General features: G+C 62.9%; 15 protein-coding genes. 9 read left to right on the top strand and 6 right to left on the bottom strand.

Features of this window, described 5'->3' with window-relative positions:
- The first annotated feature begins 34 nt into the window (after positions 1-34).
- On the top strand, positions 35-1234 hold the full coding sequence (locus WBQ96_RS11700) for an aromatic ring-hydroxylating oxygenase subunit alpha (RefSeq protein WP_336549563.1): 1200 nt from the start codon (positions 35-37) through the stop codon (positions 1232-1234).
- 212 nt (positions 1235-1446) lie between these two features.
- On the opposite strand, the gene WBQ96_RS11695 is transcribed toward WBQ96_RS11700, so the two are convergent.
- On the bottom strand, positions 1447-2871 hold the full coding sequence (locus WBQ96_RS11695) for an aminotransferase (RefSeq protein WP_336549565.1): 1425 nt from the start codon (positions 2869-2871) through the stop codon (positions 1447-1449).
- A gap of 244 nt (positions 2872-3115) precedes the next feature.
- Here WBQ96_RS11695 and WBQ96_RS11690 point away from each other — a divergent pair, with 244 nt between their 5' ends.
- The 4 genes from WBQ96_RS11690 to WBQ96_RS11675 all read left to right on the top strand — a co-directional run bounded on the left by WBQ96_RS11690 (position 3116) and on the right by WBQ96_RS11675 (position 6596).
- Positions 3116-4033 carry an ABC transporter permease gene (locus tag WBQ96_RS11690; RefSeq protein ID WP_336549566.1) on the top strand — a complete coding sequence of 306 codons (918 nt, stop codon included), beginning with the start codon at positions 3116-3118 and terminating at the stop codon, positions 4031-4033.
- Positions 4030-4851 carry an ABC transporter permease gene (locus tag WBQ96_RS11685; protein WP_091909761.1) on the top strand — a complete coding sequence of 274 codons (822 nt, stop codon included), beginning with the start codon at positions 4030-4032 and terminating at the stop codon, positions 4849-4851. Before WBQ96_RS11690 ends, WBQ96_RS11685 begins: the two co-directional genes overlap by 4 nt.
- A gap of 22 nt (positions 4852-4873) precedes the next feature.
- A complete protein-coding gene (locus WBQ96_RS11680; protein WP_336550279.1) occupies positions 4874-5947 on the top strand; it encodes an ABC transporter ATP-binding protein in 1074 nt (357 codons plus the stop codon).
- Positions 5948-6224: 277 nt separating this feature from the next.
- Entirely contained in the window at positions 6225-6596 is a 372-nt protein-coding gene (locus tag WBQ96_RS11675) for a VOC family protein (RefSeq protein WP_336549567.1), read from the top strand.
- Between the two features lie 14 nt (positions 6597-6610).
- Here WBQ96_RS11675 and WBQ96_RS11670 read toward each other — a convergent pair whose 3' ends face one another.
- Genes WBQ96_RS11670 through WBQ96_RS11660 form a run of 3 tightly spaced genes read right to left on the bottom strand, consistent with a single transcriptional unit; the run spans position 6611 to position 9115 of the window.
- The gene (locus WBQ96_RS11670; RefSeq protein ID WP_336549569.1) at positions 6611-7693 is read right to left on the bottom strand and encodes an ABC transporter substrate-binding protein; all 1083 of its coding nucleotides are present in this window, start codon (positions 7691-7693) and stop codon (positions 6611-6613) included.
- A 30-nt stretch (positions 7694-7723) separates the two neighbouring features.
- Positions 7724-8422 (bottom strand): transcriptional regulator BetI, encoded by a 699-nt coding sequence (gene betI / locus WBQ96_RS11665; protein ID WP_336549570.1) that lies wholly within the window; start codon positions 8420-8422, stop codon positions 7724-7726.
- 6 nt (positions 8423-8428) lie between these two features.
- Positions 8429-9115 (bottom strand): class I SAM-dependent methyltransferase, encoded by a 687-nt coding sequence (locus WBQ96_RS11660; protein ID WP_336549571.1) that lies wholly within the window; start codon positions 9113-9115, stop codon positions 8429-8431.
- 273 nt (positions 9116-9388) lie between these two features.
- On the opposite strand from WBQ96_RS11660, the gene WBQ96_RS11655 reads away from it, so the two are divergent.
- The 4 genes from WBQ96_RS11655 to WBQ96_RS11640 are packed head-to-tail and all read left to right on the top strand — an operon-like array spanning position 9389 to position 14038.
- Entirely contained in the window at positions 9389-11008 is a 1620-nt protein-coding gene (locus tag WBQ96_RS11655; protein ID WP_336549572.1) for a phytoene desaturase family protein, read from the top strand.
- Complete coding sequence (locus tag WBQ96_RS11650) at positions 10995-12551, top strand: phytoene desaturase family protein (protein ID WP_336549573.1); 1557 nt, start codon at positions 10995-10997, stop codon at positions 12549-12551. The genes WBQ96_RS11655 and WBQ96_RS11650 overlap by 14 nt, the downstream gene beginning before the upstream one ends.
- A 12-nt stretch (positions 12552-12563) precedes the next feature.
- A complete protein-coding gene (locus WBQ96_RS11645) occupies positions 12564-13784 on the top strand; it encodes an aminomethyltransferase family protein (protein ID WP_442920817.1) in 1221 nt (406 codons plus the stop codon).
- Between the two features lie 2 nt (positions 13785-13786).
- Positions 13787-14038, top strand: coding sequence for a hypothetical protein (locus tag WBQ96_RS11640; protein ID WP_336549577.1), 252 nt, complete (start codon positions 13787-13789; stop codon positions 14036-14038).
- Positions 14039-14301: 263 nt separating this feature from the next.
- Here WBQ96_RS11640 and WBQ96_RS11635 read toward each other — a convergent pair whose 3' ends face one another.
- Both WBQ96_RS11635 and WBQ96_RS11630 read right to left on the bottom strand, forming a co-directional pair.
- Positions 14302-14601 (bottom strand): GNAT family N-acetyltransferase, encoded by a 300-nt coding sequence (locus WBQ96_RS11635; protein WP_165118696.1) that lies wholly within the window; start codon positions 14599-14601, stop codon positions 14302-14304.
- The gene (locus tag WBQ96_RS11630) at positions 14598-15239 is read right to left on the bottom strand and encodes an alpha/beta hydrolase (RefSeq protein WP_336549579.1); all 642 of its coding nucleotides are present in this window, start codon (positions 15237-15239) and stop codon (positions 14598-14600) included. Before WBQ96_RS11630 ends, WBQ96_RS11635 begins: the two co-directional genes overlap by 4 nt.
- Between the last annotated feature and the right edge of the window lie 16 nt (positions 15240-15255).

Raw genomic sequence — 15255 nt, 5'->3', positions numbered from 1 at the left:
ATTGAATGATAATTCAATAAGAAAAGGCGCGCCGATGAACCCGCATATTCGTGACGTGAAGGTTCCCAACGACTGGGACCGGCGCGGGCTGCCCGGCTGGGCCTACCATAGCCCCGCTCTGCTGGAGCTGGAAAAGGAACATATCTTCCGCAACCACTGGCAGATCGTCGGCCATATCTCGGACGTGCCGAACGCGGGCGATTACCTGACCATGGATGTGGTCGGCGAGCGAGCGCTGATCGTGCGTGGCAAGGACGGCGTGGTGCGGGCCTTTCACAATATCTGCCGCCACCGCGGCAGCCGCGTCGTCGCCGACAATCAGGGCACCTGCAAGAACGCGCTGGTCTGCCCCTTCCACGGTTGGGTCTACAATCTCGACGGCACGCTGCGCGGTGCCGCCCGCCCCGGCAGCTTTCCCGAACTCGACAAAGCCGAATTCGGCCTGACGCCGCTGGAACTCGAAATCTGGATGGGGCTGATCTTCGTGCGCTTCCGCAAGGGGCCACAGCCATCAGTTGCCGAGCTGCTGAAACCTTTCGAGGCGGAACTTGGCCACTACGGCATCGCCGATATGGAGCCTTCCTACGGCATCTGGACTCAGACCAGCCCGGTCAACTGGAAGTCGGTGCGCGATGTCGACAATGAAGGCTACCACGTCGCCATGGCGCATCCCGCACTTCAGGACCTCTATGGCTCGACCTATTTCGACGAGCCCTTCGTCAAGGGTGTGTCGCGTTCCTTCGCCACCTACAACCCGCATGCCGGCCGGCGCTGGAGCGTGAAGAACTACGTCAACATCGCGCCCGAACCGGCCCACCTGCCGGAGAAGCTGAAGAAGGCCTGGGTCTATTACGGCCTGTTCCCCAATGCGGTGATTTCGGTGATGCCGGAATCGGTGCAGTTCTATCAGGAGTTCCCGCTCTCGACCGGCGAGACCCTTCTGCGCGGCGCTATCTACAAATACCGCGAGGAGACGCGCGAGCAGGCAGCCGCCCGCTACCTGTCGTTCCGCATCGACCGCGAAACCATGTCGGAAGACGTGCAGCTTTCGGTCTGGTCGAACGAATCCATGCTGTCGGAGGCGTTTGCCGGCTTCTACCTCTCCGACCTCGAATACGGCGTGCGCACCCACCACGACCACCTGCGCGCGCAAATACCGGTGCTCGATCTGGAAACAGCACCCGACGAGAAGGATATGGCGAGCCTGAACGAGGCGCTGCGGTCGAGGGGGTGAGCGACTCTCTCCGCAAGGCAGTTTCATTTAAGAACGACCCCCACCCCTAACCCCTCCCCACAAGGGGGAGGGGGACGATGCCGCCGCCTTGGCCACCAAGAACGCTGAAGATTAGGACGCAGCGGTCACGCAGCAAAGTTCCCCTCCCCCTTGTGGGGAGGGGTTAGGGGTGGGGGTGTTTCAAACGCACCAACGTCTACGAGAGAAGAGCACTACCCCCGCCACACACCCTCTTTCCTCAAATCATCCATCGTCCGCGAAATGCCTTCGCGCAGAATGCCGACCATGTCGTCGATCTGCTCTTTGGTGATGGTAAGCGGCGGCGACATCACGCACATGTTGATCAGCGGGCGCACCAGCAGGCCGAGGTCGTGGCAATGCGCATCGATGCGCTGGCCGACATTGCGGTCGAGTTCCAGCGGGTCCTTACTGTCGCGGTCGGCGACGCATTCGACGCAGGCCATCAGCCCAACGCCGCGCACCTCACCGACCAGCGGCAATTCCTCCAGCGTCTTCAGCTGCGCCTGGAAATAGGGCGTGACCTCTCGCGCATGGGCGAGAACGCCATTTTCCAGAAGATCGAGATTGGCGAGCGCCACGGCGCAGCCGACGGGGTGGCTGGTATAGGTCAGGCCATGCGCATACATCGCCGTTGGATGATTGGAGCGGCGCAAATCTTCCAGCAGCCGCTCCGAGACGATCATGCCGCCGAGCGGGAAATAGCCCGAGGTGACGCCCTTGGCGAAGGTGATGATGTCGGGATCGATGCCGAACACATCACCCGATGCAAACACATGTCCGAGCCGGCCGAAGGCGGTGACGACCTCATCGGCGATGAACAGGATGTCGTTGTCGCGGCAGAATTTCCGGATGCGTTTGAGATACCCTTCCGGCGGCACGATGACGCCGCCCGAAGCCTGCACCGGCTCGCCGACGAAAGCGCCGATCCTGTCGGCGCCGATGCGCTTCACCGTATCCTCGAACTCCGCCACCAGCCGGTCGCAGAACACCGCAATGCTCATGCCGGCAGGCCGCCGGAATGGATCAGGCGACGACAGTTTGACGATCAGTTCGTCCGCGCCGTCCATCCAGTCGCGGTCGCGCGGGCGGCCGTTGAGCGAGGCCGACAGATAGGTCGAGCCGTGATAAGCGCCGCCGCGCGACAGGATGAGCTTCTTTTCCGTCCGGCCGCGGACATTGTTGTAGAACTGCATGAAGCGCAGCGCGCTTTCCACCGCCGACGAGCCGCCGGTGGTGAAGAAGACGTGGGAAAGATCGCCCGGCGCATGCCCCGCGATGCGCTCGGCCAGGACGGCCGAAGGCTCGTTCATCGTGTACCACGGCGTGTTGTAGGAAAGCTGCATGGCTTGGTCGTACATGACGCGGGCAAGCTCCTCGCGGCGATGGCCGACATTGACGCACCACATGCCCGCCGGCCCGTCGATCAGCCGCTTGCCGTCGCCGTCGGTGATGTAGATGCCGTCGCCGCTGCCGATCAGGCTGCGCGTCTCCGCGCCGATCTCGCCGGCGGTCGGCCAGGGCTGAACCAGATGGCGCTTTGCAAGATCGACCGTATCCTCGCTTGGCAGCATCTCGATGCCGCCGCCGGCCTTCCACATGTCTTTCACCGCAGCCATTTTCCCTCGCTTTCCCGGCCAGCTCATCGCATTCGCCACAGTCCGGCATGAATGCAGAAGCAAGCCTTTATTCGGATCATATTGAATGTCCGTTCAGTCAATATCGCAGAAATAGCGCTTGATTTCAATCCACGGATGGGCTCATGATGAAAGAAAGCCGGCGCACCCAGGGAATGTGACGCCGGCGCAAAAATGGGATGGTCATGCCGGACACCGAGCCAGCATTCTTATGTGAGCCCCTGCAATGACGGCGGCTGCGGAAGGGGCACCTGCGCTGCGGCCCGCGCAGTCTCGAAGAACCTCCCTTCTGCAATCGGAATCGGCCCAGGGCTTTGCCCTTATCAGCCCGACATTCCTCTACGCGCTGGTGCTTCTGGTCGTGCCGATCCTGGTGGTGATCGCGCATAGTTTCTGGACGCAGAACTACCTCACCATCGACCGCACTTTCACGCTGGAAAACTACCGCATCGCGCTGACCGAGCCGATCTACCGCGACCTGCTGATGCGCTCGCTGTGGATCTCGCTGCTGGTCAGCTTCTTCACCGTCGTGCTGGCCTATCCGATCGCCTTCTACATTTCCTTCCATGGCGGGCGGCATAAGGGCCTGTGGCTGTTCCTGATCACCATCCCGTTCTGGACGAGCTACCTGCTGCGCGTCATGTCGTGGAAGGTCATCCTCGGCTACAACGGCGTGCTCAATTCCGGCTTGCTCGGCCTCGGCATCATCGACGAACCCTCGACCGCCCTGCTCTACAACACCAGCGCCGTCGTCATCACGCTGACCCATGCCTGGGCGGCCTTCGCCATCCTGCCGATCTTCGTCTCGCTCGAAAAGATCGACCGCACGCTGATCGAAGCGGCGACCGATCTCGGCGACGGGCCACTGCGCCGCTTCATGCGGGTGACGCTGCCGCTGTCGGTGCCCGGCATCGTCTCGGCGATCCTCATCGTCATGATCCCGACGGTCGGCGATTTCGTCACGCCGCGCCTCGTCGGCGGCAAAGACGGCGTCATGATCGCCAACGCCATTCAGGCGCAGTTCGGCAAGGGCGCCAACTGGCCGCTGGGTGCCGCACTTTCGGTGACGACCATGGCGATCGTCACAATGATGGCGGCGGCGACCGTGCTGATCATCCGCTCGGCAGCGAGGCTGGCGCGATGAGCGGACTGCGCAAGATCCTGTCGAACTGGCTGCCGGCCTATGCCTTCCTCTACATCGTCTTTCTCTATCTGCCGGTGATCTTCCTGCCGATATTCTCGGTCAACACATCGGCCTCGCCGAAATTTCCGCTGAGCGGCTTCACGCTCAAATGGTACGAGGAACTGCCACACACGCCGGCGCTGTTGGACGCGGCCTGGAACAGCCTGATGGTCGGTGTTTCCGCTGCCATCCTCTCGACCGTGCTCGGCATATGCGCGGCGCGCGCCATCACGCGCTACCGCTTTCCCGGCCGCCGCACCATCAACGGCCTGCTGATGGCGCCGCTGGTTCTGCCGGAAATCATCGTCGCGGTTTCCATGCTGCTGGTGATGCTGCAGCTGGGCCTCAGCCTGTCGCTGGTCACCGTGGTGCTCGGCCATGTGCTGGTCTGCATCCCCTATTCGCTCAGCGTGCTGACCTCCGGCTTCGAAGGTTTTGACCGCAGCCTTGAGGAAGCCTCCGCCGACCTCGGCGAATCCGCCTTCGGCACATTTCGCCGGGTGACGCTGCCGATGGTGGCGCCCGCGATCATCTCCAGCCTGCTCGTCTCCTTCACCATCTCGCTCGACGAATTCATCATGGCCTTCTTCCTCACCGGCACGGAATCGACCTTGCCGGTCTATATCTGGGGCCAGTTGCGCTTCGCCTCGAAGCTGCCCGGCGTGCTGGCGCTCGGCACGCTGCTTCTGGTCGGCTCCTTCGTCCTTCTGACCCTTGCCGAAATCCTGCGCCGCCGTGCCGCGCGACGCACCCAGAACACGGGAGGCGTCTTTGCCTGAACGTTCCAAATCCGAACGGCCGATGATCGAGATTTCGCATGTCACGCGCAGTTACGGCGCCTTCAAGGCACTGGACGACGCCTCGCTGACGATCCGGGAAGGCGAGTTCTTCTCGCTGCTCGGCCCCTCCGGTTGCGGCAAGACCACGCTTCTCAGAATGATCGCCGGCTTCGACAACCCGACCAGCGGCAGCATTGCGGTGGACGGGCAGGAGATGCTGGGTATCCCGGCCAACCGCCGCCCGACCAACATGGTGTTCCAGAGCTACGCCATCTTCCCGCATCTCAATGTCGAGCAGAATGTCGGCTACGGCCTGAAGCGCCTGCGGCTTGACGCAACGGAAGAAAAGCGCCGCGTCGAGGAAGCCTTGGCACAGGTGTCGTTGACCGGGCTCGGCAAGCGCGGCGCGACCGAACTCTCCGGCGGCCAGCGCCAGCGCGTGGCGCTGGCCCGCGCGCTGGTCATGCGGCCGAAGGTGCTGCTGCTCGACGAGCCGCTGTCGGCGCTCGACAAGAAACTGCGCGAGCAGATGCAGGTCGAACTGCGCCGGTTGCAGCAGGCCGTTGGCATCACCTTCATCCTCGTCACCCATGACCAGTATGAGGCGCTCGCCATGTCCGACCGCATCGCCGTGATGTTCGGCGGAAAGATCGCGCAGGTCGCCTCGCCCAAGGAAATCTACCAGCGCCCGGTCAACCGGCAGGTCGCCGATTTCCTCGGCGGCATGAATTTCGTGAAAGCCGAGATCGTCGAGGAGAACGGCGCGTCCATGACCGTCGACACGCTCGGCTTCGGCCGCGTGAAAACCGACAAGCCGGCAGCCTTCGTGCGCAACGGCAAAGCCGCCACACTCGGCATCCGCCCCGAACGGCTGCGCGTGCTGTGGGACGACGCCAAGGACAAGCACGAGGTCGCCGGCACGGTCGTCGACCGGCATTATTTCGGTGAGATCACCCATCTCATCGTCGACATCCCCGGACTGGAAAAACCGCTGTCGGTGACCGAAACCAACAATTTCGGCGCCGACGACATCCCAGTCGGCGCGCCCATCCGCCTCGCTTATGATCCCGACGCGCTGGTGGCGATGGCGGATTGATTGCGGCCTCTCTTTTCCGGTTTTGCCCTTCGAACTCCCCTCTCCGTCTCGGCTTCGCCGAGCCACCTCTCCCCGCAAGCGGGGCGAGGAACCCAAGTTTTGATAGGCCGCTGCATTTCAGGATTTAGGTTCCTCGCCCCATGAAATGGGGAGAGGTGGCTCGGCGAAGCCGAGACGGAGAGGGGATTACTGCGGCAGCCAGTTGCGTTACCACGCCTGACGGACGATCCTGACAAGGAGCCCCATCGCTACGCGGTCAATCATTGATGGACACGCCATGACCATAACCGGCATCGACCACGTCCAGATCGCCATGCCGACCGGTGAAGAAAACGCGGCGCGGCGTTTCTACGGCGAACTGCTCGGCATCCCCGAAGCCGCAAAACCCGCCCCGCTCGCGGCGCGTGGCGGCTGCTGGTTCGAACAGGGGGCGGTGAAAATCCATCTCGGCGTCGAGGCCGGCTTCCAGCCTGCCCGCAAAGCACATCCGGCATTGCTGGTGGACGATCTTGCGACCTTGTCAAAGAAACTCCACGCAGCCGGATTCCCAGTGACCCCGGATGACACGCTGGAAGGGGTCGAGAGATGTTTTGTCAGCGACCCGTTCGGCAACCGCATCGAACTTATTCAGGACGAAGCGAGCCGCTGACAGCGGGTCGTGCCTCAATACCCCGCCTTGATCTTCTCGAACTCGGCGATCATCTTCTGCTTAAGTTCGCTCGGCACCGGCGACTGGAACAGCGTCTTGTCGATGAACTTGTCGACATCGGCATAGCCTTTTTCCGCCAGCACTTCGGGATCGACGGTCGCCATGCCCTTGGCATTGGCATGGCCGTAACCCCAGTCGCCGACCATATATTGCGCAACCTTGGGATCGTTCACCGCATTGAGATAATCATAGGCCTTTTCTTCCGAGCCCGGAGCATCCTTGTAGCGGACATAGCCGCAGACCCAGGTGGAAATGCCTTCTGCCGTGTCACGCTTGTTCTTGATCGGCGCGCCGGCGGCTGCCGACTGCACCGCAGCGTCGTTCCAGGCCCAGGCGAGATCGACCTCGCCGCCGCTCAACCCCTGAACGATCTCGGTGGTGTCGGTCCAGTACATGCGGACATTCTTGTGCACTTCGCGCAGAAAATCGGACGCCTGCTTGAACTGCTCGTCGGTCATCTGCGTCCAGTCCTTCAGGCCGATGACGAGGCTGGCCAGCGCATAAGCGTCGTCGACATTGTCGCCGATCGAGACGCGGTCCTTGAATTTCGGATCGGCAAAGGCTTTCAGCGACTGGATGTCCTTCTCGTCGACCTTTTCGGAATTGTAGGTGAGCGCGGTATTGCCCCAGTCCCACGGCATGAACCAGGCCTTGCCGTCCTCCGTGGTGGCAAGGTTCTTCATCGCCATGATGCCGGGGTTGAGATCGTTCCAGCCGGTGATCTTCGACGTATCCAGCGGCTGCAGCAGGCCGGCCTCGCGCCATTTGGTCACGCTTTGCGAGCAGGGATGGCCGAGATCGGCCTTGAAGCCGGCGCGTACTTTCTCAAAGGCTTCATCCTCATCGCCGAAGAAGGTGAAGGTCGGCGAGTCCCCATTTTTCTCGACATAGCCGGGATGGAAAGACGGCTCCTCGTAACCCGACCAGTCGAAGATGATCAGGTCCTTGTCTGCCGCAGTGGCCATGCCCACAGCATAGGCCGAAAGCGCGCCGGCAAGCGCAAGCGTAGTTGAAAGCCTTCCGATAAGTCGCGTCATCGTTCCATCCTCTGTCTTATGATTATGGGGTCATGCGATCCTGCGCGCGCCAGCCTCCTCGCGCGAAAAATGCTTCGGAAAAACCGAAGCGAGATAGTCGGTCGCGGCCTGATGGGCGGTCTCGCGCGTCACGTTTTCGGCAGCCATCATCAGGCGCAGCCACAGTCCCTCGAGCATAGCGCTCAGGCCGAGCGCCGTTGCCTCCGGATCGAAATCGTAGCTGCCGTCATCTTTGAGACGCACGCAGAGATCGACCACCGTCTGCTGGTAATCCTTGTCACGCGAGCCGCTCAGCGCCTGATAGGTCGGGCGCGACTTGGCCTCGCCCCAGAAGGCGCACCATGCGGCGAGCTTGCGCTTGTTGCAGACCGAGCGGTCGAAATCGGCGGCCACCAGCGCCTGAAGCTGACGCGCCGGATCGTCGCCGGCCTTGGTAAGCGCGGCACGCCAATGCGCGGAATATTCGTCATACATGTGCTGCAAGGTGGCGATCAGCAGCTTTTCCTTGCTCTCGAAATGGAAGTTGACGATACCGCGCGAAAGGCTGGCGCCATCGGCCACATCGGCCATGGTGGTGTCGGAATAGCCGCGCTTGGCCAGCGAATCGATCGTCGCCTCGATGAGCTGCAACTGCCGCGTTTCCTTGGACGCCTTGCGCCCGCGCTTTTCGGCCTCGGGGCCTGCTTCCTTCACCGTCGCCGTCTTCATTGCTGCTACCATGCTCCGCATCGCCGGCTAACGTCCCTCGTCCGGCTTCCATCCGCGCAGATGAGTGGGACGGTGCTCGCCGCTGTCAAGAACCTTCTGCATGGCTTCCCAGGTCTTGATGTTCTTGTCGACATAGTCGCAGCCCACCGCAGCTGCGACCGGCTCGTAGAGCGGACCCTTCAGCCGCGCCAGCTCGCCGCGCGCCACTTCGCGATACCAGGGATTGCGGTCGGTTACCGCAATGTCACGGAAACCCGCATCCTCCATCGCTTTTCGATAATGCGCCGGCGAGCGCATGGTGAAGGAAAGTCCCTCAGCGGCGATATAGGCTTTCATCTCCGGCGACGGCTCGCCATCATGGCCGATCATCCAGTTCGACGCGGCAAACACACCGCCCGGTTTAAGCACGCGGAAGATTTCGGCAAACAGCGCATGCTTGTCCGGCACATGCAGAAGCGCATCCTTGGAAAACACCATGTCAAACGAGCCATCGGCAAAAGGCAGCGGTCCCGGCGGCGCCTGCACGAACTTGGTCCGCGCCGAAAGGCCGCGTTCGGCTGCGCGCTTTGTGGCGACGGCAATGACGGGTTCTTCCACATCGAAGCCGGTGACATGCCCGGCGTCATGGCTCTCGACGAAATGCAACGCAATGCCGCCCGCGCCGCAGCCGATATCCAGTATCCGCCTGCCGCCAAGCGAAAGGCCTTCGACCACGCGGTCGGCTTCCCCCGGCCCGCCCGGCGACAGGTAGCCCTCGCCCCACAGCGCCTCCAGGAAGGAATGGCGGTGTCGTCATATTCCGGCGCGGCGTCTGCCGTCTCGATCATTGTTCCCCGTCCAAGCCAAAGGTTTTCAACGTCGAAATTCTTTTGAAGCCTACTCCACTCGCGTCAAAACGCAATGTCATTTGTTGAACATTCATTCAAAATCTCTGGACAGGCGCGGCCCGTCCGTGCCAGATTTGCGGAAAATAAAGCGGGAACCTGCATGAAGAAATGGGACGCCATCGTCATCGGCGCGGGGCACAACGGGCTGGTCAACGCCTGCTATCTCCAGCGCGCCGGGCTCGACGTGCTGGTGGTCGAAAAGAACGACTGGATCGGCGGCGCCGCCGTCAGTAGGTCGCTGACGCCGGGCTTCCTCTACTCCAACTGCTCCTATGTCTGCTCGCTGTTCCGGCCCGAAATCATGCGCGACCTGGAACTGCCACGCTTCGGCCTTCAGGTGATCTCTTATGAGGGCGGCGCGGTGTTCACTAGGGATGGCGACTATCTCGCCAACTACCGTGACCACCATGCCCATCGCCGCGAATTCGCCCGCTTCTCCGCCCGCGACGCCGAAGCCTACGATCGCTACGCCCGCGACGTGACGCGGCAGTGCCGCTTCATCCAGCCGCTGCTGATGCGCACCGCGCCCGACCCGACAAGCTTTCGCCCGCGCGACATTTCCGAACTGCTTTACCTCGGCAAGAAATTCGCCGGGCTGGGAGCGGCTGAAATGGCCGACACGCTGCGCTTCTGGACCATGTCGATCTCCGACTTCCTCGACGAGTATTTCGAGACCGAGGTGATCAAGGCCAATTTCGCACTGTCGGGCATCATCGGCACGGCGCTTGGACCCATGTCGCCCGGCACGGCTTACGTTCTGCTGCACCACTATATGGGCGAGGTCGACGGCTCGGTCGGCGCCTGGGGCTATGCACGCGGCGGCATGGGCGCGGTGACCAAGGCACTGGCCGACAGTTTTCGCGCATCAGGCGGCACGATCCGCACCGGAGCCGAGGTCGAGCAGGTTCTTGTCAGGAGCGGCAAGGCGCGCGGGCTTGTGCTGGCCGACGGTGAAGAAATCTTCGGCAACCTCGTCATCTCCAACGCCGATGTGAAGCGCACCTTTCTCAAGCTGGTCGAGGAAAAGGAATTGCCCGAAATCTTCCTGCGCCGGGTGAAGAATTTCAAGATGCGCGGCTCGTCGGGCAAGGTGAACATCGCGCTGGATTCGCTTCCCGAATTCCCGGCGCTGCCGAAGGATTCGCCCTGCTATCGCGGCGACATGCATTTCACCGACTCGGTCGAGCGCATGGAGCGCGGCTATGACGACTGGAAGGCCGGGCGCTGGTCGGCCGACCCCTTCCTCGACATGGTCATCCCGACGACGCTCGACCCGACCATGGCCCCGCCCGGCCAGCACTTCATGAGCTGCTTCGTGCAATATTGCCCGCCCAAGGTGGAAGGCCGCGACTGGACCGACGCCGACCGCGATGCCTTCGGCGAAACGGTGATCTCGCAGATCGCCGACTACTCGCCCGGTTTTCGCGACCGCATCGTGCATATGGAAGTGCGCACCCCGCGCGAACTGGAGGCCGAAGTCGGTCTCACCGAGGGCAACATTTTTCAGGGCGAACTGACCTTCGACCAGTTGTTGTTCAACCGCCCGGTGCCGGGTTACGCGCAATACCGCTCGCCGGTCGACGGGCTCTATATGTGCGGCTCCTCCACCCATCCCGGCGGCGGCGTGATGGGCGCACCGGGCCGCAATGCCGCTGCCGAAATCCTGCGCGACCTCTCGCGCGGCACCAGACATATGAGCCCGGCCCATGACGTCATTTGATGCAATCGTCATCGGCGGCGGCCACAACGGGCTGGTCGCGGCGGCGACGCTGGCCAAAAGTGGGCGCAAGACGCTGGTGCTGGAAGCGGCAAACGAAGTAGGCGGCGCTGCCCGCACTGAAGAGTTCGCGCCGGGCTTTCGCGTCTCCTCCGCGCATCTGCTGAACCGTCTGCACCCGGACGTGGTGAAGACGCTGGAGCTTGAAAAGCACGGCCTGTCCTTCGGCCCGATCGCGCCCAGCGTGGCGCTGTCGCGCGACGGCAACCCGCTGACATTGCACGGCGCCTATGGCGAGACACTCACCGGCACGTCAGCCTCCGAACAGGCCGCGTGGCAGGATTTCCGCGCACAGCTTCTGCGTTACGCCGGCATATTGAAGCCGCTGCTGGCGCGCCGTCCACCCGACCTCGGCAACATGTCGCTGATGGAGAGTTCCGCCTTCGCCATGACCGGCCTGTCGCTGCGCCGGCTTGGCAAGGAGGACATGCGCGACTTCCTGCGCATGCTCCTGATGAATGTCTCGGACGTCGCCGACGAGCATCTGGCGGACGACCGCCTGAAGGGTCTGCTCGCCTTCGACGCCACGCTCGGCAGCCATCTCGGGCCACGTTCGCCGACCTCGTTGCTCGGCCTCTACTATCGCCTCGCCGGCGAGATTAGCGGCCAGCCCGGCGCTCAGGCGCTGCCAGCCGGCGGCATGGGCGCGGTCATCGCCGCGATCTTGAGTGCGGCGAAATCCGATGGCGTCGGCGTCCGCACCGATGCCCCGGCAATGAAAATCCTGATCGAAAGGGGCCGCGCCGCTGGGGTGGTTCTCGACAGCGGCGAGGAAATCCGGGCCAAAACAGTCATCTCGGCGATCAACCCGCGCTCCACTTTCATCGACCTGGTCGGCACCCGCGAGATCGACACCGGTTTCGTGCGACGGATCAAAAACATCCGCATGAAGGGCAATGTCGCCAAGTTGCATCTGGCGCTCGACAGGCCACCCGAATTCTCCGGCGTCGATGCCGCCGGCCACCGTGGCCGCCTCGTCATCGCGCCGTCGTCCGACCATGTCGAGCGCGCTTTCAATCCGGCGAAGTATGGTGAGTTCTCACCAGAGCCGGTGATGGAGATCACGCTGCCAAGCCTTGCCGACACATCGCTTGCGCCGGACGGTGCCTGTGTGCTTTCGGCGATCGTGCAATATGCGCCTTACGCGCTGAAGGAGGGCTGGGAGACCGGCAAGCCGAAATTCCTCGCTGCCATCATGGCGCAGCTCGAGCATTACGCGCCCGGCATCGGCAAGCTGGTGCGCCATGCCGAACTGTTGACGCCGGCCGACATCGAAACGCGCTACCGCATGCCCGGCGGCCACTGGCACCATGGCGAATTGCAGGCCGATCAGATGATGATGTCGCGCCCAGCCTTCGGCGCCGCTGGCTATGACACCCCGATAGACGGGCTATACCTCTGCGGCGCCGGTTCGCATCCGGGCGGCGGCATCTCCGGCGTGCCGGGACTGAACGCCGCGCGGCGCATCATCGAGATGAGGGGGTAGGCCATGAACCAGATGCCAAAGCTGTCCTCCGCACGCCTCACCGCCCAGTCCCATTTCCGCACGCTGCGCCTCGGTACGCCGTTCCAGCCGCGCATCGACGCGTTGATGAAGACCAACGACTGGTACGACTGGGGTGGCTACCGCGCACCGGCGTCCCTGTGGGACGAGGAACTGGAATATTTCGCCATCCGCAGCCAGGCCGCGCTGTTCGACATCTCGCCGATGGTAAAATACCGCATTGAGGGGCCGGACGCGGAAGACTTTCTCAACCGCGTCACCTTGCGCGACGTGGCCAAGCTGAAGCCCGGCCGCGTTCATTACACTGCATGGTGCAATGATGAAGGCCACGTTCTCGACGACGGCACCCTTTTCCGGCTGGCGTCCGATCGCTTCCGCCTGTGCTGCCAGGAACGGCATTTGCCATGGCTGCTCGACAGCGCCATCGGCTTCGATGTCATCATAACAGAAGAGACCGAGGCCATCGCCGGGCTAGCCCTGCAAGGCCCGACTTCCTTTGCCGTCCTGCGCGAGGCCGGGCTTGCCGGGGTCGAAAAACTGAAAATCTTCGACCTCGCCGAATTTCCCCATGAGAGGGGCAGCATCACCATCTCGCGCACCGGCTTCACCGGCGACCTCGGCTATGAACTTTTCGCGCCGGCTGAACTGGCCCTCTCGCTATGGGACCGTCTCTGGAACGCAGGCGAGTTGCGCGGCATCCGCGCCATCGGCTACACAGCGCTCAACCGCGCAAGGCTGGAGGCAGGGTTGATCGTCGCAAACGCCGATTTCGTCACCGCTGAACACGCGATCCGCCCAGATCGCGTGCGCATGCCCGACGAGATCGGGCTCGGCTTCATGCTCGATCTGGAAAAGGGCCATTTCAATGGTCGCCGCGCCATTGCGCAGGCACGCGCCAAGGGCTCGATGCGCCATATGCTGGTCGGGCTGGAGATCGAGGGCAACATTCCAGCCGAGCACGCCATCGTCTATCACAGGCAGAAGAAAGAGGTCGGGCTGGTCAGCGCCGCGATCTGGTCGCCGATGGCCAAGCGCAACATCGCGCTGGCGAGCCTCACGCGGCCCTATGGCGACACGATCACCGACGATCTCTGGGTCGAGATTTATGCGATGCGCGAACTCAGATATGAGCGGCTGATGAAGCGGGCCAGGATCGTGCCGCGACCCTTCATCAAGCTCGACCGACGCACTGCCAGCCCACCGGCGGATTTCTAACCATGGCCGAGCCCGACGCCGAACTTGCCGAGCAGTGGGCGCTGGTCAACACGCCGCTTGGCGAAGTCTGGTCGGGCCGCACCCGCTATGCGGCGGCGATGTATTTCCACAAGCGCGGCGACATGAGCGCCGAAACGCTCGAAGTCTACCGTATCTGCGCGCGCCTCGACGCCGAAGACCCCCTGCCGATCATCCGCGACCGCGGGGTGGGCAAGGAGTGGCTGAAGACGGTGGAAGAAAGGAAGTTACGCTGAGGGGCAGCTTTTACCGTCTCCTGTAAACTTCGACCCAGAACCCCCTCTCCGTCTCGGCTTCGCCGAGCCACCTCTCCCCCGCTTCGCAGGGGCGAGGAATAGCTAACCGTGAAGGCTGCGACATCACAGAACCTGGGTTCCTCGCCCCCATGAAATGGGGGAGAGGTGGCACGCGAAGCGAGACGGAGAGGGGGAATTCGTCAAGAGAGGACGGGGACGCTTTCGCTCCGGACCTGGCCTGCCCCTCCATCAGAGACACAGCCTCAGCTCTTCAACACATCCGCCCATTCCGGGTGCCGCTTGAACTGCGCATTGGCAAACGGGCAAAGCGGGATGATCTTCTTGCCCGCCGCGCGCGCTTCCTCAACCGCGCGCGTCACCAGCCGCAAGCCCGCGCCTTGCCCGCGAAACGCATCCGGCACTTCGGTATGATCGATGATCATCAGATGCTCGCCAGCCTTGCTGAAGGTCATTTCGGCCTCCGCGCCGCCGGGGCCGCGCAGGAAATAGCGGCCCTTGGAGCCGGTCTCTTCCAGTTGGATTTCGGGTGTCTGGTCGGTCATGTCCGGGCTCCTGCCGTATTTGCCGTGGGGCGATAGGGTGCGAGAAATGCGCGTGCCGCCACGATTTCGTTCTGCCGCATCTCATGGCCGCCTTCGTGCCATTCCAGCGTGACATCGGCACCGTCCGTGCGCAGATAGCTGTCGAGTCGCGCGGTCAGGTTCGGCGGGCAGATCGGGTCGTGATGGCCGGCGGTGATGAGGATGCGTTTGCCGGCAAGGCTTCCCTTAACCTCCGGTTCGAATGGGATCAGCGGGTGCATCAGCACCGCCGCATCGAACAGCTTGGGCTCGGCAAACAGCAGCGACGCCAGAATGTTTGCGCCATTGGAAAAACCGATGCCGATCACCGAAGACGGTTTTGCTTCCTTGATATGAGCCTTGACGAAACCGGCCATTTTTTTGGTCCGCTCGGTCAGATCATCCATGTCGTAGACGCCTTCACCGGTGCGGCGGAAGAAGCGCGCCGCTCCATGTTCGGAGACGTCGCCGCGCGGCGAGATTGCCGCCACGCCGGGCAACAGGTCGAGCGCCAGCCCCAGCATCTGGTTTTCGTTGCCGCCCGTCCCATGGAACAGGAAGGCGAGCGGCCCGCCCGACGTGCCGGGCAATGAGGTGTAGGTATAGGCATCCTTGGACATGATGTTCCTCGCATTA

Origin of the sequence: Mesorhizobium sp. CCNWLY176, from assembly GCF_037153935.1 — a bacterium.
Taxonomy (GTDB): domain Bacteria; phylum Pseudomonadota; class Alphaproteobacteria; order Rhizobiales; family Rhizobiaceae; genus Mesorhizobium_M; species Mesorhizobium_M zhangyense.
Note: the sequence above shows the minus strand (reverse complement) of the source record. Positions and strands in the feature narration are given on the sequence as shown.

Coding starts and splice junctions, on each gene's coding strand:
- WBQ96_RS11700 (WP_336549563.1), top strand. CDS start 35: ATGAACCCGCATATTCGTGACGTGAAGGTTCCCAACGACTGGGACCGG.
- WBQ96_RS11695 (WP_336549565.1), bottom strand. CDS start 2,871: ATGGCTGCGGTGAAAGACATGTGGAAGGCCGGCGGCGGCATCGAGATG.
- WBQ96_RS11690 (WP_336549566.1), top strand. CDS start 3,116: ATGACGGCGGCTGCGGAAGGGGCACCTGCGCTGCGGCCCGCGCAGTCT.
- WBQ96_RS11685 (WP_091909761.1), top strand. CDS start 4,030: ATGAGCGGACTGCGCAAGATCCTGTCGAACTGGCTGCCGGCCTATGCC.
- WBQ96_RS11680 (WP_336550279.1), top strand. CDS start 4,874: ATGATCGAGATTTCGCATGTCACGCGCAGTTACGGCGCCTTCAAGGCA.
- WBQ96_RS11675 (WP_336549567.1), top strand. CDS start 6,225: ATGACCATAACCGGCATCGACCACGTCCAGATCGCCATGCCGACCGGT.
- WBQ96_RS11670 (WP_336549569.1), bottom strand. CDS start 7,693: ATGACGCGACTTATCGGAAGGCTTTCAACTACGCTTGCGCTTGCCGGC.
- betI (WP_336549570.1), bottom strand. CDS start 8,422: ATGCGGAGCATGGTAGCAGCAATGAAGACGGCGACGGTGAAGGAAGCA.
- WBQ96_RS11655 (WP_336549572.1), top strand. CDS start 9,389: ATGAAGAAATGGGACGCCATCGTCATCGGCGCGGGGCACAACGGGCTG.
- WBQ96_RS11650 (WP_336549573.1), top strand. CDS start 10,995: ATGACGTCATTTGATGCAATCGTCATCGGCGGCGGCCACAACGGGCTG.
- WBQ96_RS11645 (WP_442920817.1), top strand. CDS start 12,564: ATGCCAAAGCTGTCCTCCGCACGCCTCACCGCCCAGTCCCATTTCCGC.
- WBQ96_RS11640 (WP_336549577.1), top strand. CDS start 13,787: ATGGCCGAGCCCGACGCCGAACTTGCCGAGCAGTGGGCGCTGGTCAAC.
- WBQ96_RS11635 (WP_165118696.1), bottom strand. CDS start 14,601: ATGACCGACCAGACACCCGAAATCCAACTGGAAGAGACCGGCTCCAAG.
- WBQ96_RS11630 (WP_336549579.1), bottom strand. CDS start 15,239: ATGTCCAAGGATGCCTATACCTACACCTCATTGCCCGGCACGTCGGGC.